Annotated in this window: 17 protein-coding genes and 1 pseudogene; 10 read left to right on the top strand and 8 right to left on the bottom strand. The window is 70.2% G+C overall.

Annotated features, from left to right (window positions below):
* Positions 1 to 17 precede the first annotated feature (17 nt).
* Entirely contained in the window at positions 18 to 1,160 is a 1,143-nt protein-coding gene (locus OG978_RS39165) for a glycosyltransferase family 4 protein (protein WP_326769781.1), read from the bottom strand.
* Positions 1,161 to 1,872: 712 nt separating this feature from the next.
* Here OG978_RS39165 and OG978_RS39170 point away from each other — a divergent pair.
* The 7 genes from OG978_RS39170 (at position 1,873) to OG978_RS39200 (ending at position 8,161) form a co-directional block, all read left to right on the top strand.
* Complete coding sequence (locus OG978_RS39170; RefSeq protein WP_326769782.1) at positions 1,873 to 2,034, top strand: hypothetical protein; 162 nt, start codon at positions 1,873 to 1,875, stop codon at positions 2,032 to 2,034.
* Positions 2,035 to 2,164: 130 nt separating this feature from the next.
* Positions 2,165 to 3,082, top strand: a complete 918-nt coding sequence (locus OG978_RS39175) for an aKG-HExxH-type peptide beta-hydroxylase (protein WP_326770292.1) — start codon at positions 2,165 to 2,167, stop codon at positions 3,080 to 3,082.
* Positions 3,079 to 4,269, top strand: coding sequence for a YcaO-like family protein (locus OG978_RS39180; protein WP_326769783.1), 1,191 nt, complete (start codon positions 3,079 to 3,081; stop codon positions 4,267 to 4,269). Before OG978_RS39175 ends, OG978_RS39180 begins: the two co-directional genes overlap by 4 nt.
* Positions 4,270 to 4,364: 95 nt before the next feature.
* Positions 4,365 to 5,183 (top strand): class I SAM-dependent DNA methyltransferase, encoded by an 819-nt coding sequence (locus tag OG978_RS39185; protein WP_326769784.1) that lies wholly within the window; start codon positions 4,365 to 4,367, stop codon positions 5,181 to 5,183.
* Positions 5,184 to 5,262: 79 nt separating this feature from the next.
* Positions 5,263 to 6,465, top strand: a complete 1,203-nt coding sequence (locus OG978_RS39190) for a cytochrome P450 (RefSeq protein ID WP_326769785.1) — start codon at positions 5,263 to 5,265, stop codon at positions 6,463 to 6,465.
* A gap of 89 nt (positions 6,466 to 6,554) precedes the next feature.
* Entirely contained in the window at positions 6,555 to 7,382 is an 828-nt protein-coding gene (locus OG978_RS39195) for an aldo/keto reductase (RefSeq protein ID WP_326769786.1), read from the top strand.
* Between the two features lie 314 nt (positions 7,383 to 7,696).
* Positions 7,697 to 8,161, top strand: a complete 465-nt coding sequence (locus tag OG978_RS39200; RefSeq protein ID WP_326769787.1) for an oxidoreductase — start codon at positions 7,697 to 7,699, stop codon at positions 8,159 to 8,161.
* Between the two features lie 296 nt (positions 8,162 to 8,457).
* Here the strand turns inward: OG978_RS39200 and OG978_RS39205 are convergent, their stop codons facing one another.
* From OG978_RS39205 to OG978_RS39220, 4 genes and pseudogenes are all read right to left on the bottom strand, one after another.
* On the bottom strand, positions 8,458 to 9,432 hold the full coding sequence (locus tag OG978_RS39205; protein WP_326769788.1) for an alpha/beta hydrolase: 975 nt from the start codon (positions 9,430 to 9,432) through the stop codon (positions 8,458 to 8,460).
* A gap of 532 nt (positions 9,433 to 9,964) precedes the next feature.
* The gene (locus OG978_RS39210) at positions 9,965 to 10,219 is read right to left on the bottom strand and encodes an acyl carrier protein (protein WP_326769789.1); all 255 of its coding nucleotides are present in this window, start codon (positions 10,217 to 10,219) and stop codon (positions 9,965 to 9,967) included.
* Between the two features lie 2 nt (positions 10,220 to 10,221).
* Entirely contained in the window at positions 10,222 to 11,439 is a 1,218-nt protein-coding gene (locus OG978_RS39215; RefSeq protein WP_326769790.1) for a ketosynthase chain-length factor, read from the bottom strand.
* Positions 11,436 to 11,822, bottom strand: a pseudogene (locus OG978_RS39220) (beta-ACP synthase); the annotation flags it as partial. The gene OG978_RS39215 and the pseudogene OG978_RS39220, both read right to left, overlap by 4 nt.
* A gap of 259 nt (positions 11,823 to 12,081) precedes the next feature.
* Here OG978_RS39220 and OG978_RS39225 point away from each other — a divergent pair.
* Together OG978_RS39225 and OG978_RS39230 are read left to right on the top strand one after the other, a co-directional pair.
* On the top strand, positions 12,082 to 12,903 hold the full coding sequence (locus tag OG978_RS39225) for an aromatase/cyclase (protein ID WP_326769791.1): 822 nt from the start codon (positions 12,082 to 12,084) through the stop codon (positions 12,901 to 12,903).
* Positions 12,900 to 13,655: a cyclase family protein gene (locus tag OG978_RS39230; RefSeq protein WP_326769792.1), complete on the top strand. Its 756-nt coding sequence runs from the start codon at positions 12,900 to 12,902 to the stop codon at positions 13,653 to 13,655. Before OG978_RS39225 ends, OG978_RS39230 begins: the two co-directional genes overlap by 4 nt.
* A 114-nt stretch (positions 13,656 to 13,769) precedes the next feature.
* Here the strand turns inward: OG978_RS39230 and OG978_RS39235 are convergent, their stop codons facing one another.
* A complete protein-coding gene (locus OG978_RS39235; protein ID WP_326769793.1) occupies positions 13,770 to 14,243 on the bottom strand; it encodes a MerR family transcriptional regulator in 474 nt (157 codons plus the stop codon).
* 393 nt (positions 14,244 to 14,636) lie between these two features.
* Between OG978_RS39235 and OG978_RS39240 the strand changes: the two genes are divergently transcribed.
* Complete coding sequence (locus tag OG978_RS39240) at positions 14,637 to 16,088, top strand: MFS transporter (RefSeq protein WP_326769794.1); 1,452 nt, start codon at positions 14,637 to 14,639, stop codon at positions 16,086 to 16,088.
* Positions 16,089 to 16,338: 250 nt separating this feature from the next.
* Here OG978_RS39240 and OG978_RS39245 read toward each other — a convergent pair whose 3' ends face one another.
* Both OG978_RS39245 and OG978_RS39250 read right to left on the bottom strand, forming a co-directional pair.
* Positions 16,339 to 16,551, bottom strand: coding sequence for a hypothetical protein (locus tag OG978_RS39245; protein ID WP_326769795.1), 213 nt, complete (start codon positions 16,549 to 16,551; stop codon positions 16,339 to 16,341).
* On the bottom strand, positions 16,536 to 16,967 hold the full coding sequence (locus OG978_RS39250) for an NADPH-dependent FMN reductase (RefSeq protein ID WP_326769796.1): 432 nt from the start codon (positions 16,965 to 16,967) through the stop codon (positions 16,536 to 16,538). Before OG978_RS39250 ends, OG978_RS39245 begins: the two co-directional genes overlap by 16 nt.
* Positions 16,968 to 17,124: the final 157 nt, after the last annotated feature.

The following is a 17,124-nucleotide window of genomic DNA, read 5'->3' on the forward strand; positions in this document are numbered from 1 at the left end:
CTTTCCTGCTGCCGCCCTCATGACAGGGGGCCGGATCTCCCGGTGTTTGGCCGGTGGAGGCCCGCAAGGACGACATCGGCTCGGCGGCGCCAGGTATAGCGCTCCAGGACCTGCCGCCGGGCCTCGGCGCCGAGCTCTCGGCGCAGCGCGCCGTCGGTGATCAGCTCGTCCAGTGCTTCCGCCCAGGCGGCCGGGTCCTCGGGAGGCCGGAGCAGGCAGTTGACCCGGTCCTGGAGGACTTCGCGCAGAACCGGCAGATCGGAAGCGATCACGGGGCAGCCGTGGGACATGTACTCGAACACCTTCATGGGAGAGGCCCAGCGTCCGGTCTCGCTGAGCCGGCCCCACGTGTACACCTTCTGCTCGTAGGGGGCGAGGACGACATCGAAGAGGGCGTAGTAGCCCGGGAGCGCGGACGGCGGCCGGTGCCCGTGGAAGTACACGTGGGGGGATCGGCAGGCCTGTTCCCAGCGGGTGCGGTCCTCGTCGGTGCCACCGACCAGATGAAAGTCCAGGCCGGGAAACCGGTTCGCGAGCTCCAGGACGAGGCCGATGCCGCGCCCGTCGTAAAGATGCCCGACGTAGCCGACGCGCGGTACGTCCGAGCGGCCCGGCAGCCGGGTGGTCCCGCTCGCCGCGGCGGGAGCGGGCGGATCCGCGCAGTCGGGCGCGACGACGATGGGCAGGGTGCCCAGCGTCTCGTACTTCCGTTGCATATCGCGTGCGAGGACGTGGGTGATCACGACCACGCGGGACAGCCGGGGCATCCGGAGGAGCGCTTCCTCGGTCCCGGCCGGGGACAGGTCTTCGCGCAGCTGGTGGACCTCGTACACGAGGGGCGCCAGATCGGAGAGAGTGGCCAGGGCGTAGGGGTCGCGTCCGTAGATGAGGTCGGGGGCAGGTCCGTTCGTCACCAGTTCCCGGACCGTCTCGGCGCGCCTCCAGTAGCCGGTCGGCGTGTAGGCGGGGCAGGGGACAAGGCGGATCGGGAAGCGGTGGTGGACGCCGTAGTAGGCGTACGGGTCCTCGTCCGAGCCGGGCATGGAGTAGAGGGTGACTTCATGTCCCGCGGCGGTGAACGCGTCGCACATGCGCATGACATGTACACCGTTGGCGAAGTAGGAGGGGATGCTGCCTCCGTGCATGTACGCGATGCGCATGCCGGTCTACGCCCGCTCGGTTTCGTTCGCGGGCACCGCGTGGCAGACCGTGGCGTGGGGTCGGTGAGGCGTCGTGTCCGTCGAATCCACAGGCGTCTCCTCGTGATGGGCCGCGACGATGGGCAGTGTCACGCGGGTACTGCGGCAGTGGTCCGGTCGCCCGGATCGTGCGAGTCGGGTGGGGCGTAGCCGCTGCTGGGCGGGGGTGAACCACGCGCCGGGACAGGCGGTTCACATGGCTGTGCCGTACGGAGCAGGTGACGCATCATCATCGTGGCTGGTGTCGAGCATTCCAAGAGTGGCATTTCGGCCCTTCTTCGAGGCCGGATTTCTGCCGGTCCCCAGGGTCCGGAGAGGCCGGGGCGCGAGGCGGTGCTTCGCAAGGTGCCCATCCGCACGACGGCACCTCGGCACCCCCGTCCGGTGCTCCGTGCGGCAGGTCTTCCCAGCACCTTCCGGACAGAAGAGTGACCGAGGCGGAGGGGGTTGTCGCGCAAAGCGGGATGTGCGGTGTTGCGTCGGTCCGATGGGCGAGCGGCGGATTCAGCGCGAGTGTCCGGACCTTTCTGCCGGGCAGGAAGCAGCAGGTCGGGGCAGTCGAGCGGTCGTCGCCGCCGGTGTCCATGGTGTGCGGCGAAGACTGTGTCCGACCCTGCGGATCGTGGTCGGCACGGGGCGCCCCGTGTCCGTGGGGGCAGTTACTTCGCATCTTGTGATCACTTCAGAACCGTGCGTACCGTGGCAGCGCCGTGACTCCCCGTCAACGTCGGAGGAGCCGGTCATCCGAAGGGAGATCGATATGCACGAGGAGATCGAGCAGATTCCCGAAGAAGAACTTCCCGACCTGGCGCTGATGATCGACGTACCCAGCTGACGCTGCGTCGCTCCGGGCGACGGGTCGGTCCGGCCCGTCGCTCGCCCCTACCGGCTTCATGGAGGTACGCACGGTGCGAGTGGAACCCGACGCACGCCAGAGCGCCGAGGAATGCTCCGCTTTGGCACACATGACCCGGTCGGCCCTGGAGCGGGCCGGATTGACGGTCTCCCCGAAGGAAGCCACGCACCCCGCGGTCATCGAAGCGGCACACATCGCACAGTACGTCCTGCGGACCGGCCCGCCCGCTCCGGAACGCCTCGCCCGCCTCGGCGCCATGGTCGACCGGGCCCGGTCGGACATCACGGCATCATCCGCGTCCGCACTGCCATGGCCGGACCGGCTCACGGCACCAGGACCCCATCTGGAACGCAGCGTCGCCCGCGCAGTGAAGTCCATCCCGAGTCCGGGCGGAGAACCCGGCACACCACACGGCTCCGCCGTGGTCGGATGGCGCGAACACGAAGAGGCGGTCATCCGCGAGACGGCCGCCCTCCTGGCCGCCAACTGGCCCGGCGCGTACGCCGAGCTGAGGCAGATCCTGCTCCAGATCGCTCTTCTGGACGGACCTGCCATCGATGGCTTCACCGACTTCACCGTCCACGGTGCCGTCTTCATCCGGCGCAGCCGTCTCGCACCGGATCCGGACGGGCTGCCGGGGGCCGTCCGGCTCGCCGAGGCACTCGTCCACGAGGGCGCGCACACTCGGTGCAATGCCGCGTCCGTGGCGGCCCAGCCCTTCCTGCGGCCCCTGGACGACGACGGCCCGATGGTCCCCACGCCGCTCAGACTCGACCCCCGGCCGCTCACCGGGCTGTTCCAGCAGATGGTCGTCCTGGCCCGCAGCGTTCTGCTGTACCGGCATCTGCTGGCGGGGGACACGGCGGGCAGCAGCGCGGCCGCGACCGTCCGGGCCCGCCACGGTCGACTGGCCTTCTCCGCAGCCGATGCGGTGCGCACCATGACGGAACACCGTGACATGCTCACCGACCACGGGAGAGCGGTACTGGAGGACACCGCCGAGGTGGCACGGGTGCGTGTCCGATGAGTGTGTCTCCCTGGACACCTCAGGTCTTCGCCCCCTACGCGCCCTGGCCGCAAGTCGTCTTCGCGCGCGTCGCGGCCCGCTCGCCGCAGTTCGACGCCGTCTGCGCCGCCGGAGACCGCCCTGTCGTCGTGGGCAGCGCGGCCGGGCACCACACGGAACGCGTTGTGGCGAGTGCGCGCGGCGAACTCCTGGAACGCGTCGGCAACATCCTCGCGGGCCGTGCGGCCGAGGCGGACGCCGCGGTCGTGGCGAGCCACAGCGAACTGCGGCGCAAGGGGATACCCGCCGTGGACCCCGCCGAGCTCCTGCCGGAAGACGCGCCAGTCAGCCTTCACGACTCACGTGACAACCGCCGGCTCTGGGTGCTCGGACGCTCCCTGCACTCCGGAGCCGACATCCACGTACCCGCCGGGGCGGTCTTTCTGCACCACCGGGCGCCGACAGGCTGCGACCCCGGCCCCGGCGTCGGTTCCACCGGCGTCGCCGCGCATCCGGATCCGGATGCGGCCACGCAGCACGCCGCCTGGGAGGTCCTGGAACGCGACCTCGTCCGCAGAAGCTGGTACGGACCGTCCTGTGCCCCCGAGGTGATTCCGGCCGCCGGTCTGCCACAGCCGCTGGCGGAACTCCTGACGGGGACGGACGTGATCGCCACCGCGCTCGACGTCCCGGCGCCCACCGGATCCCGCTGTGTCGCGGTGTCGCTCCACGCGCCGGACCGGACCCGTCAGACCTTCGGAGCCCGCTGCGGCCCGGACGACGGCAACATCGACCCGCTGATCGAGAAGGCCGCCTACGAGGCACTCATGGTGCGCTGGAGCATGAACACGCCGGTGGCAGAAGGAACGTGGGCCCGCTGGCAGGGCGCCGAGGCCCCGGACTCCGCCGTCAAGCACGCACTGTGGACCTTTCACCGGCAGGACAGCCTCCGACTGTGGACGGCGCGTCCCCCGGAGAGCAGTGCTCGGCCGGAACCGGCTCCGGGCGGACCCGAGCGGTCCGGCACCGACGTGCTGTCCGCCCACACCGGCCGGGACCTCGTCCTCGTGGACACCACCTGCGGACCGGCGCGCACCCTGGGCTCGGCGGTGCTACGGGTCGTGGCCCCGGGCGCCCGAGCCCTGCCCACCGGCCCGCACGGTGGAAGCGACCTGCCCCTCACCCCCGCCCCGCATCCCTTCGGATGATCCTGCGGTACTCGCACAGCCCGCTCAGCGCCCATGTCCACCCGGCCCGGTCCGCACCGCGGCGACCGGACCGTCCGCAGGCCGAGGAGACCGGCATGTCCACGTCCTACGACCACCCGAAACCCACGACAGCAGCCGACCTCGACGCTGCATCGGACAGCGGGCGCGACCACCTTGCCACCGCAGCAGGCGGTTCCGGGTACGCCGACATCCACGCCGCCGACTACGACCGGTGGTTCGCCAAACCGGGAATCACCGGTGCGACCGTCGATGCCCTCGCGGCTCTCGCCGGTGACGGGCCCGTACTCGAACTCGGCATAGGCACCGGCCGAGTCGCGCTGCCGCTGGCCGCACGCGGCTTCCACGTCCACGGCGTCGAAGCGTCGGAGGCGATGGCGGCACGGCTTCGGTCGAAACCCGGCGGCGACAGGATTCGGGTCACTCACGGAGATTTCGCCGAGGTACCTGTCGACGGCGCGTTCTCCCTCATCCACGCCGTCGGAGGTACGTTCTTCGAGCTCGCGAGCCGCGAAGATCTGCAGCGCTGCCTGACCGCTGTGGCCGGCCACCTGGAACCGGCGGGCGTATTCGTCCTCGACGCGCACGTGCCCGAAGCCCTCGCTGTCGCCGCGGCGTCGGGCGTGCCCGAGGTCGTCTCCGAGACCGACGAGCATCTGATCCTGTGCCATCGCAGGATCGACCCGTCCACCCAGACGTACCAGTCCCACTACCTCGTCCACGAGGCGGACCGGACCCGTCACCTGCGGGTGCGCTTCCACTATGCGTCACCGGGCGAACTGGACCTCATGGCGGAGCGGGCCGGACTGCGGCTGCGCCGGCGCCGGGGCTCATGGGCCGGCGGGCCGTTCACCCACGACAGCACCTATCACGTCTCCGTCTACGAGCGCTGCTGATGCAGGCCCGCAGCGCCCCTCGCCCCACGTGGCCGTCAACTCCTCACGGCCGCCCGCCGAAAACCATCCCGGAGCAGTCGTGACAGACGAAGATCCCGGTCGCCCGGTCCCCACCGCGGACTTTCCCTTCCCGCACCATGACGGGCTCGGTCCCCTCCCGGAGTTGGCCGCGCTGCGCCGCGACGCTCCGTGCGCCCGGATCGTACTGCCCAGTGGCGACCCGGCATGGCTGATAACCCGGTACGGCGACGTGCGCACCGTGCTGGCCGATCCGCGCTTCAGCCGTACACGTGCCACCCGGGGAGCGGGGCCGCGCATGGCACACGTCCCCACCCTGCCGGACTCGATCCTGGCCGCGGACCCTCCGGAACACACCCGGCTGCGCAAGCTGGTCGCCCCGGCCTTCACCGCCCGCCGCGCCGAGGCCATGCGGGCGTCCGTGGCCCGGCTCGTGGGAGAGCTCCTCGACGAACTCGCCGCACACGACCGCCCGGCCGACCTGGTCGCGCTGTTCGCCCGGCCGCTTGCGCTGACAGTCATCTGCGATCTCCTCGGTGTGCCGCGACGGGACGGCGACCTGCTCGACGCCTGGTGCGACACCCTGCGCAACCTCACCGCCATCGCCGACACCGAGGTCACCGCCGCCGTCGGTGAGATGACCGGATACCTCACCGAGCTCGTCGCCACCAAGCGCCGCCATCCGGGCAATGACGTCCTGAGCACCCTGATTGCCGCACGCGACGAGGGCGACCGGCTCAGTCAGGACGAACTGATCTCCTTCTGCTTGGTACTGCTCGCCGGAGGCTACGGCACCACCGCCGACCGGCTCGCCGGTATGGTGCACCTCCTGCTGGACGAACCCAGGCTGTACCACCGGCTTCGACACGAACCCGGGATGGTCCCCAAGGCCGTCGAGGAACTGCTGCGTTACGCCCAGACCAATGTCCAGGCCAACCTTCGTGTCGCCACCGAGGAGGTCCGGCTCAGCGGTGTCAGGATCGCCGAGGGCGAAGCCGTGATGGCGGTGAACTCGTCGGCCAACCACGACGAGACCGTCTTCGACGCCCCCGACCTGCTGGACCTCGACCGCGACCGCAACCCCCATCTGGGGTTCGGGCACGGTGTCCACCACTGCGTCGGGGCGCAGATCGCACGCGTACAACTCCAGGAGGCCCTGACCGGGCTCCTGCACCGGTTCCCGGGACTGCGGACCGCGGCACCGCCGGTATGGAAGGCCGGGCTGAAGACCAGGGCTCCCCGCACCCTGCCCGTGACCTGGTGAGCGGGGTGCTCCCGGAGCCTTCGAGGCTCGTCAGCGCCGGGCACCGTATTGGTTCTGTGGCTCTGCACACGAATCCGGAAGGTTCACACATGCAGTGCCTCACCCTCAACAACGGCGTTTCCATCCCCCAGATCGGCCTCGGTGTCTGGCCGCTGACGGACGGACAGGCCTACACCGCCGTATCCCACGCCCTGATCACCGGGTACCGGCACATCGACACCGCCCGCATCTACAACAACGAGGCGGGCGTCGGCCGTGCGGTCCGCGATGCCGGGGTCCGCCGTGAGGACATCTTTCTCACCACCAAACTGTGGAACGCAGACCAGGGCTACGAGGCCGCACTGCGCGCTTTCGACGCGAGCCTCCAGCGCCTGGGTACGGACTACGTCGACCTCTATCTGATCCACTGGCCCGTACCGGAACAGGATCTGTACGTCGAGTCGTACAAGGCTCTGGAACGGATCCACGCCGATGGACGTGCCAGGGCGATAGGCGTGTCCAACTTCACCGCCGCCACTCTGGACCGCCTGCTGGCGAAGACCGACATCGTGCCGGCCCTCAACCAGATCGAGCTTCACCCCTACTTCCCGCAAGGCCGAATGCGCAGGGTCTGCGCCGAGCGGTCCGTCACCACGGGGGCCTGGAGCCCGCTCGCCCAGGGTGGTGTACTGCTCGCCGAACGTACGCTGGCCCGTATCGCCGAGACGCACGGGAAGACCCCGGCCCAGGTCGTCATCCGCTGGCATCTCCAACTCGGCCACGTGGTGATCCCCAGATCCGCCACGCCCACTCGAATCGAGGAGAACTTCAGGGTCTTCGACTTCGACCTCGGCCCGCAGGAGTTGCGCGACATCACCGCCCTCGACAACGGCGGCCGTATCGGCCCTGACCCGGACGCGGCCGGCCATCAGGGCTGAGCCACCTGGTCACGGCGAGGCTGCCACTGAGGTGTCGACCGGCCGCGGGGGCGCTGTCTGTCCGGCCGGTCGGTCTGGCGCCAGGCCGCGCCGGTGCCGTGTGTCCCTCCTGAGTCATCGCCTACTCGGGAGGCGTGGCTCCCGTCCGTGACATCGCGGGGGGCCACCGGCGGCACCGGACTTCTGATCACGGGCAACGTCATGGTGCACGCCGAGGCGCTGACCGGCCCCGGCGGTGTCGTGCTCGACGATGCCGCGCCGCTGAAGCCGTTCACCGAGTGGGCCGAGGCCGGCAGGGCCGGCGGTGGGGCGATATGGATGCAGATCAACCACCCGGCCGCCAGATCCAGGCCGACAGGTCCGGCGTCGTGTGGGGCCCGTCCGCCGTCGGCGTCGACCTGGGCAAGCACAGCAGGCGCTTCGGCCGCCCGGTCGCCATGTCCCCCGAGCAGATCGAGGCCACCGTGACCCGGTTCGCCGTCATGGCCCGTCGCGCCGAGGAGGCGGGGTTCGACGGCGTGGAGGTCCATGCCGCGCACGACTACCTGCTGTCACAGTTCCTGTCCCCGCTGGTCAACAAGCGCACCGACGCGTGGGGTGGGTCGCTGGAGAACCGGGCCCGGATGCTGCTCGACGTCGCCCGCGCAGTCCGCGCTGCTGTCTCACCGTCCTTCGCGGTCGCGGTGAAGCTCAACTCCGCCGACTTCCGGCACGGCGGATTCGACGCCGACGACGCCCGGCAGGTGATCGAGACGACCGTGAGGCCGACCGGCAGATGACGCCGGTGTACTGGTCCGACAAGGCTCTCGCCTCGGCCGCCGGCATGGCGCAGATGCGCCGCCTCGCCCGGGGTATCAGCCCCAGGCCGGGCACCCACCCGGCGTACGCTCCCCGGTTTTCGAGCAGCGGAAGCAGCGACGGGCACTGCGCCGCTACCACACCTGGTTGTCCGCGTCACAGGGCGCTGCGGCACTGAACCGGCTGGCGTAACCGGTTGGCGCCCCTGGATCGGAAGCCCCGGCTGCGGCGGGGCTTCCGATCCAGGGGGGAGTGTGAGCAGTCGATGTGGGCTGTCTCAGCTGTTGTGCAGCGCCGTTCTCAGAGCGTCCACGGCGAGTCTGCGTGCCACGCCGGCGGCGCGGGTGTCGCGCAGGCTGTCCAGGAGGAGGAAGTCGTGGACCATGCCCGCGACGCGGACGGAGGTGACGTCGACGCCGGCCTCGCGGAGCTTGTTGGCGTACTGCTCTCCCTCGTCGCGCAGGACATCGGCCTCATCGGTGATGACGAGGGTGGTGGGAAGTCCCCGGAGCTGTTCCAGAGAGGCCTGGAGCGGGGAGGCATGAGCCTCGGCGCGCTGGGCGGGGTCGGTGGTGTAGGCGTCCCAGAACCACTTCATGCCGTCGCGGGTGAGGTAGTAGCCCTCGGCGAACTGCAGGTAGGACGGGGTATCGAAGTCGGCGTTGGTCACCGGGTAGAGCAGGACCTGCGCCTTGAGGTCGATGCCGCCGCGCTCCTTGTTCATGAGCGCGAACACCGCCGACATGCAGCCGCCGACCGAGTCGCCGGTCACTGCCACTCGGGAGGTGTCCAGGCCGTGCTGTGCGCCGTGTTCCATGACCCACTGGCCGACGGCGTAGTTCTGCTCGACCTGGGTGGGGTATTTTGCCTCCGGCGCGCGGTCGTAGACGGGAAAGACACCGGCCGCACCGGCGCCGATGGTGAGTTCGCGGAAGAGGCGGTCGTGCGTCTTGTCGTCACCGAAGACCCACCCGGCTCCGTGGATGCAGAAGACGACGGGCAGCGGTCCGGTGGCTCCCTCGGGCCGGATGATGCGGGTGCGGACCGTGCCCCACCGGCCCGCGTCCACGTCGACCCACTCCTCGTCGACATCGGGCCGGGGAACGCTCGGGTCGCTCTGCAGACCCAGGAGAATCTCACGGCCCTTCTCGGGCGGGACCTCATAGATCCGCGGGCGCGGATCGGCCGCCTCGGCCAGCTCCTTCGCGGCGGGTTCGAGATAAGGGGTGATCGGCGGAGGAAGCTCGGTCATGTTCACTCCCTGTCACGAGCACGGGCGCGCCCTGTTCCCGCGGCCTCACCGGCCGCGACTGATGATCCGCCCCCGGCCAAACGTCTCCCGTTCCATCGTCGTGGCCTGGCCGCAAAGCGCAACCTGCGACAGGCATCCCTTGCCTCCGGTGCCGACCGGTCCGTCGGGCATCGGGCACCGGCACTGCGACCGTCGTGTCCGTACATCCAGAAGGGCTACACCTCCCTGATGGTGCGCAGTGCCCCCTCCACGGGGTCACCGGCACGGCCTGCCAGTGGGCCCGTGACGGGCTCAAGGCACTGGCCGGGAACGTCACGCATTTTCGGGAATGACTCCCGGATTCCCCTGCGGCGAACATGAGTTGATGCAGGATTCGGTCGGGACGCAGGCAGGCCGGAAAGGGCGGGGCGTCGCCGCTCACGGACAGTGCGGAAACCTCGGGGCTGCCTGCGCTCGCCAGGGTCTTTCGTTCGGATCAGGCCGGGTCGGCGTGCCGGTGCCCGCCGACCCGGCCTGGTCCGATGGGGAGGTTCTAGACAGCGATGCGGTCGTTGACCAGGCTCAGCAGCTCTCCGAGGGTGCTCACCTCGATGATCTGCTCGTCGGGGATGGCCACCCCGTGGTCGACCTTCAGCCTGGCCGCAGTCTCCATGAGGGCCAGCGAGTCGTAGCCGAGTGCGGTGAGCGAGGTGTCGGCGATGTCGCCGTGCAGCGCGGCGTTCTCCTCCCCGCCGGCGCACGAGACGAGGATGCCGCGCAGTTCGTCGATGGTCATCAACTTGGACATGTTCAGCTTCCGTTCTGGGGGAGGCGGATGACGGTGGCGGCGTTGAACCCCCAGCGGCCCCGGGCGAGGACCAGGGCGGTTCCCACCGCCGCCGGTCGGGGCTCGCCGATGACGAGGTCAAGGCCGTACTCGTCGGGCACCGAAGCGGTCCCGAATGTCGGGGGAATCACGCTGTCCTGCATGCTCATCAGGGCCGCGACGACGTCGAGGACGCCGCCGCCGGAGAAGAGCCTGCCGGTCAGGGACTTGGGGGCGGTGACAGGGACGCCGCGGACCCCGAACAGGTCCCGCAGGGCCTGCGCCTCGGCGCGGTCCAGGGCCGGCAGGCCCGCCGCATCGGCGAACACGACGTCCACCGCGTCCGGGCCGAGCCCCGCGTCGGCCAGTGCGAGCCGCGCGGCCCGACCCAGACCCGGCGGGCGTCTGCTGCCGGGGGCCGGATCGAAGGTGGCCGCATAGCCGACGATCTCACCGTAGACACGGGCCCCTCGTGCGCGGGCCGCCCCGGCGTCCTCCAGGACGCAGATCGCGCCGCCCTCGCCGGGTACGTGTCCGGCCGCGTGCGAATCGAAGGGGCGGTACGCCGTGGCCGGGTCGGGGTCGACGCTGACCCGGCCGCCTGCCAGGTGGGAGGCCCAGCCCCACGGGTCGAAGGTGGAGTCGACTCCACCGCAGACCACGAGCGGCACACCGGTACGGACGACCCGTCGTGCCTGCCCCAACGCGTCGATCCCGCCCGCCTGTTCGGCGACCAGAGCGATGGAGGGTCCGCGCATCTTGTGCCTGATGGAGATCTGGCCGGTGTTCACCGCGTAGAACCAGGCGAAGGACTCGTACACGCTCACGTGTTCCGGCCCCTGGCTCCACAGCTTCTTGAACTCCCGGTGGGTGAAGTCGAATCCGCCCGAGGCATTGGCCGTCACGACGCCCATGTCGTAGTCGGTCATGGCGGAGGTGTCCACGCCGGCGTCCTCTATGGCGCCCTGGGCGGCGATCAGGGCGAGACGGGTGGAGACATCGGTCTGCGACATCAGCCTGCTGGGCAGGTGCTGCGCCGGATCCACACCGTCCACCAGCCCGGCCAACCGCGCCGGGAAGCCCGAGGTGTCGAACCGGTCCAGCTCGCCGATGCCGCTGCGGCCGGTCAGGGTGGCTGCCCAGAATTCCTTGACGCCGACGCCGTTCGGCGCGACCACGCCCAGCCCGGTGATCACGCTCATGCGGCCTCCCGGTCCGGCCGGGTGAGGACCATCGCGCTCTGGAAGCCGCCGAAGCCGCTGCCGACCGTCAGCACGGTGTCGGTGCGGTGCTCGCGCGCCACATTCGGCACGTAGTCCAGGTCGCACTGCGGATCGCTCACGTGCAGGTTCGCCGTCGGCGGCACCGTGTGATGCTCCATCGCCAGCAGCGAGGCGGCGATCTCGATCGAGCCGACGGCCCCGAGCGAGTGCCCCACCATCGACTTGATCGAGCTGATCGGCGTCTTGTACGCGTACTCGCCGAGGCTCCGCCTGAACGCCGCGGTCTCGTGCCGGTCGTTCTGCTTGGTGCCCGAGCCGTGCGCGTTGATGTAGTCGACCGCGGACGGATGCACCTCTGCCTGTGAGGACATCTGCACGCGGCCGGAAGTCGGACAAGGCGGCGGGCGGCACCCTCTCCCGGTGGACGCGCTCCGGGGCCCGAGCCTTCCTGCCGCGGGCGGCCACCGTTTTTTTCCTGGTCACGCGACGCCGGTGATCCGCGGACCCGCCCCGGCCCGCGGCGTCGGCGGCCCGTGGCCGTTCTGCCGGGGTACGACACCTCGTTCCACCGGTTCACCGCTTTCTGCGCGCCCGCCCTGCGCCCACCACTCGGAGGACAGCATGATCGTGCACACCCTCATCTACCGGTTCCCGCCGGAGGCCGATGCCGAGGACATCCGTCAGTTCTTCGAGGGGCTGGGCGATCTCGCGGTCGGTTCCGGTCTGGTCTCGGCCTTCGGCTGGAAGCCGCACGTCCTGCTCCCCGTCGACGAGCAGAGCAAGGGGATGACTGCGACGCACATCGCGCAGTTCTCCTGCGACGACGTGCAGACCCTGCAGGTGTTCTCCGAGCGGCCCGTCGTGCACGAGTTCATCAGCAAGTGGCGCGGAAAGCTCAACTACGAGGCCGCGTACGCAAACCACGAGCAGATGCTGCCGTCGAGCAGCGGAAACGGACCTTCCATGTTCCACACCGAGCACACCGTGACCGTCGAGGCGAACGCGGATGTCGTCTACGCAGTGCTGGCCGACATCGAGGGCTACGCCAAGCTGTTCCCGCCCACCGAGACCTCGACGATGCTGGAGGAGACCGAGACCTGCCAGATCGCCCGTCTGGTGGTCGACGTCAGCGGGCAGCGGCAGAGCTGGGTGACCCGGCGCGACCTCGACCGCGACCACCGCACCATCGCCTACCGTCAGCTGGACAACGCCCCGATGATCGAGTTCATGGGCGGCGAGTGGCGCGCCCTGCCGCTCGACGACAACCGCACGCAGCTGGTCATCACCCACGACTTCGCGGCCCGCCCCACCGAGGCCGTACCCAGCCAGGAGCAGGCGTCCACGCTGCTGCGGGCCGCCGTCGACCGCAACAGTCACGCCGACCTCGACGCGGTCCGCAAGGAGGCCGAGCGGCGCGCGCAGGTCGTCGGGAGCCCCGCGTGACCCAGCGCCTGATCGACCTCAGCGTGCCGACCGTGGACGGCCCGAGCGAGGCGACACCGGTAGAGGTGGAACTCCTCGACCACGCCGCGGCGCCAGCCGCACTGGGGCTGACACCCGAGGATTTCCCCGAGGGCGAGTCGATCTCCAACGAGACGGTCACCCTGACCACCCACACCGGCACCCACATGGACGCCCCCCTGCACTACGGGCTCACCAGCGGAGGACGTCCGGCCGCCGCCATCGGCGACATCCCGCTGGAGTGGTGCTACGCGCCCGGAGTCCGCCTCGACCTGCGGCACGTGCCACCGGGCACCGGCATCACCGCCGCGGACATCGAAGACGCGCTGGCGAAGATCCCACACCAACTCCGCCCCGGCGACATCGTGTTGATCTGGACCGGTGCGGACCGGCTGTGGGGAACGGACGCATACCGTGCCGAACACCCCGGTATGACAAGGGAGTCCACGGCCTGGCTGGTCGAGCGCGGTGTCAAGGTGATCGGCATCGACAGCTGGGGCTTCGACCGGCCCTTCGGATCGATGATCGGCGACTACCGGGAGACCGGCGACAACAAGGTCCTCTGGCCGGCTCACCTGTACGGGCGCGAACACGCCTACTGCCAATTGGAGAAGCTCGCCCACCTGGACGAGCTGCCCGCTGCCACCGGGTTCACCGTGGCCTGTTTCCCCATCAAACTCACCGGACTCGGCGCCGGATGGACGCGGGTGGTCGCCATCGTCGAGGACGAGTGATCCACAGCAGAAGCGGGAGCGGGGCGCGGCCCGAGCGGGTTGCGCCCCGCTGTCACACGTGCGGCCCTCGTCGGCCGTCACGCTCGCGTGGCGAGGGGACGGTGCGGCCGCTCCTCAGCTCGCTTCGGCCTCCGGGAAGGGGACCCAGAGCTGGTCGGCGTCGCCGGCGGCGAGCCGGCCACGGTACACGTCGATCTTGTGGTCGATGAGCGCCAGATTCCCCTGCAATTCGGCGAGCCTGGCGGTCACCTCGGCGCGGTGCGCCTCCATGAGAGCCAGCCGCTCCTCCTCGTTGCCGTACCCGTCGGCGACGAGCTGGGCGTACCGCAGGATCGTCTTGATGGGCATCCCGGTCGCCCGCAGCTTGGTGCAGAGCGTGATCCACGCCAAGTCCCGTTGGTGGTAGCGGCGTCGGCCGCCGACCGTGCGGTCGACGTCGGTGATGACCAGACCGACGCGCTCGTAGTAGCGCAGTGTGTGCACGCTGACGCCGGTGCGGCGTGCGGCCTCGGCGATGGCGATACCCGGGTCGGACTCGCCCTGCGGGCGAACGGAAGAAGATCGAGTCTGCGACTTGATTTCGAGCACGCTCTAAATTGTAGCGTCGAGGACATGAGCACTTCAACGCGGCCCAGCGCCGCTCCTGGCAGGCCCGGCCCGCGGATACGCGGAGAGGAAGCGGTCTGACAGTGCCCGTTCGGGCCCTGGCGGCCCCGCGGCAGAAGCCGCTCCAGCAGGCCGTCCGGCACGCGTCGGCGGCCGGGTCGGTGGCCGTCGCCGCAGTCGCGGTGAACGCGCGGCCGCCACTCCCGAGAGCCACCCGCAGAAGCCCGGCGTTTCGACGGAACCGCCAACCGTGCCGGCCGTGCCGGTGCCACCCGGCAGGGCATCCCCCGCCTCCATCCGCGTGGCCACCGGCACGGCCCTTGAAAAGCGTCACTTGCGATCGCCGGCAGTGGCCTTCGATTGGATTGGATCCCTATGACCGAACTCAGTCCCCAGCGACGGTCGTTGGTGCTTGCCATCTGCTGCGCCAGCATGATCGTCGTCGTCATGGACATCTCTATCGTCAACGTCGCCCTGCCGAACATCCGTGACGACTTGGACGCCTCGGTGTCCAGCCTGCAGTGGGCGGTCGACGCATACACCCTGGTGCTGGCGAGCTTCCTGCTCCTGGCCGGATCCACCGCCGATCGGATCGGCCGCAAGCGCCTCTTCCTGATCGGTCTGGCAGCCTTCGGGATCGGCTCCCTGCTGTGCGGCCTGGCGCCGGGCATCGGCTGGCTCATCGGCGCCCGCGCCGTGCAGGCCATCGGCGGAACCATGCTCAACCCGGTGGCGATGGCGATCATCGCCACTACGTTTCCGGACCCGAAGGAGCGGGCCAAGGCCATCGGTGTGTTCGGCTCGATGTCCGGTCTGTCGCTCGCACTCGGCCCGATCCTCGGCGGCGCCCTGGTCGACGCCTTCGACTGGCGGTCCATCTTCTGGATCAACGTGCCGATCGTGGCGATCGCGTTCGTGATGACCGCCGTGTACGTCCCCGAGTCCCGCGCCCCGCGGGCACGCCGCCCCGACCCTGTCGGCCAGCTGCTGGTGATCGTCATGCTCGGCAGCCTGGTCTACGCCGTCATCGAGTCGCACAAGCTGGGCTGGGGCTCGACGACCATCATCGCCCTGCTCGGGGTCACCGTGCTCGCCGCGCTCGCCACCGTCGCCTACGAACTGCGCCGCTCCGACCCGCTGCTTGAACTGCGGCTCTTCCGCAGCGTGCCGTTCAGCTCGGCGATCCTGATGGCCTTCGGGGCGCTGTGCGCCTTCGGCGCGTTCCTCTTCGTGACCACCCTTTACCTGCAGGAGGTCCGCGGCATGTCGGCGCTCAAGGCCGGTCTGTGCCTGCTGCCGGTGGGCCTGCTGATCGTGCTGCTCTCCCCGCGTACCGGCAAGTACGTCGGCGCGCACGGTCCCCGGCTGCCGCTGGTGGTCTCCGGGGCCGCGCTGGCGGTCGGAGGCGCCGTGTCGCTGCTGATCCGGCCGTCCACGTCGCTGCCGGCCGTGCTCGCGATGTACCTGCTGATCGGCGTCTTCCAGGGCACCATCAACCCGCCGATCACCAACACCGCAGTGTCCGGCATGCCGCGCTCCATGGCAGGCGTGGCCACCTCCCTCGCCTCCGCCGGCCGGCAGACCGGCACCACTCTCGGTGTCGCCATCGCGGGCACCATCGTGGGCAGCTCCCAGGCACACGGCGGCACCTCGTACACCCACGCGGAGCACGGCGTCTGGTGGCTGATGATCGGCCTCGGGGCCGGCATTGTCGCCCTGGCACTGATCAGTACCGGTAGTTGGGCCAAGGAGACCTCGAAGAGGGCCGCGGCACTCTTCGAGGAGGTGGACCGGGGCGCGGTTCCCGAGCCCGCGGGCCGCCGCTGACCCCACCGCGGGGACCGGGAGAGGCAGGCACGGCCGGCCGTTGCCGGGAGGCCCATGAGCCTCCCGGCAACGGCCGGCCGCGTGATCGGGCCCCACATGAGCCCCGTCCATGCGACCGGCCCCCGCACCGCGGCGGTCGCAGCGGTACGGGGGCCGGTCGGGGCGGAACGGCGGCTTTGTGCCGGGCGACGAGGTGTCCCGCAGAAGGCGGCCGGTGCGGCGGCCCTCCCGGGAGGGCCGCCGCACCGGGTCACCGAGCGGTCGGCGAGCCGTTACCGGAGGGGGTGGCCGGCAGACCGGCACCGTTCTGCCCGGCCGACAGCCGCATCGGGCGCAGGGCCGCCTCGGTGCGCAGGAGTTCGTCCAGCATGGCCGTAGCGGCCTGCTCCATGACCTCGGTTCCCTGGAACCGCCCGTCTTCGATGAACTGAGGGTGCCAGGGGATGTTCACCCCTTCGAACACACCGGCAGCATCCGCAGGGTCGTCATGACCTGCTTGAGCTGCTGCACCGCCCGGGTGCCGGCGGCCACCCCGCCGTAGGAGACGAACCCGACCGGCTTGTGGTGCCACTCCTGGTGGAGGTAGTCGATCGCGTTCTTGATCGTGGCAGGGTAGCCGAAGTTGTACTCCGGGGTGACGAGGACGACCGCGTCCGAAGCATCGACGATCGCGCTCCACTCCTTGGTGTGCTGCTGGGTGTACTGCCGCAGCCGGGGGATGTGCGGCTCGTCCAGCAGGGGCAGATCGAGCTCGGCGAGGTCCACCAGGGTGATGTCGAACCCGCCGTGGGACCGAGCCTGCTCGACGAACCACTGGGTAATGGGAAGCCCGGCGCGGCCGGGGCGGGTTGAGCCGACAACGATCATCAGGCTGGGCATGAGACCTCATCCTTTTGCCAAGTGTGATCCGTGACGGGACCGCTGACCGAAGCGGCCCGCGCCGCGTCACGGACGGTGCCGCGACGCGGGTCACTCGGCACCGTTCCGGTGAACGGCTTCCGGAGTCGGATGGCGCCGGGTACGGGCGGTCGGACGG

The sequence above is a fragment of the Streptomyces sp. NBC_01591 genome, assembly GCF_035918155.1.
Taxonomy (GTDB): Bacteria; Actinomycetota; Actinomycetes; order Streptomycetales; family Streptomycetaceae; genus Streptomyces.

Excerpts from the sequence above, each read along its gene's own strand:
- OG978_RS39215 (WP_326769790.1), bottom strand. The coding sequence starts at position 11,439 with ATGAGCGTGATCACCGGGCTGGGCGTGGTCGCGCCGAACGGCGTCGGC.
- OG978_RS39185 (WP_326769784.1), top strand. The coding sequence starts at position 4,365 with ATGTCCACGTCCTACGACCACCCGAAACCCACGACAGCAGCCGACCTC.
- OG978_RS39240 (WP_326769794.1), top strand. The coding sequence starts at position 14,637 with ATGACCGAACTCAGTCCCCAGCGACGGTCGTTGGTGCTTGCCATCTGC.
- OG978_RS39250 (WP_326769796.1), bottom strand. The coding sequence starts at position 16,967 with ATGCCCAGCCTGATGATCGTTGTCGGCTCAACCCGCCCCGGCCGCGCC.
- OG978_RS39180 (WP_326769783.1), top strand. The coding sequence starts at position 3,079 with ATGAGTGTGTCTCCCTGGACACCTCAGGTCTTCGCCCCCTACGCGCCC.
- OG978_RS39195 (WP_326769786.1), top strand. The coding sequence starts at position 6,555 with ATGCAGTGCCTCACCCTCAACAACGGCGTTTCCATCCCCCAGATCGGC.
- OG978_RS39175 (WP_326770292.1), top strand. The coding sequence starts at position 2,165 with ATGACCCGGTCGGCCCTGGAGCGGGCCGGATTGACGGTCTCCCCGAAG.
- OG978_RS39165 (WP_326769781.1), bottom strand. The coding sequence starts at position 1,160 with ATGCGCATCGCGTACATGCACGGAGGCAGCATCCCCTCCTACTTCGCC.
- OG978_RS39210 (WP_326769789.1), bottom strand. The coding sequence starts at position 10,219 with ATGTCCAAGTTGATGACCATCGACGAACTGCGCGGCATCCTCGTCTCG.
- OG978_RS39200 (WP_326769787.1), top strand. The coding sequence starts at position 7,697 with ATGGATGCAGATCAACCACCCGGCCGCCAGATCCAGGCCGACAGGTCC.
- OG978_RS39205 (WP_326769788.1), bottom strand. The coding sequence starts at position 9,432 with ATGACCGAGCTTCCTCCGCCGATCACCCCTTATCTCGAACCCGCCGCG.
- OG978_RS39225 (WP_326769791.1), top strand. The coding sequence starts at position 12,082 with ATGATCGTGCACACCCTCATCTACCGGTTCCCGCCGGAGGCCGATGCC.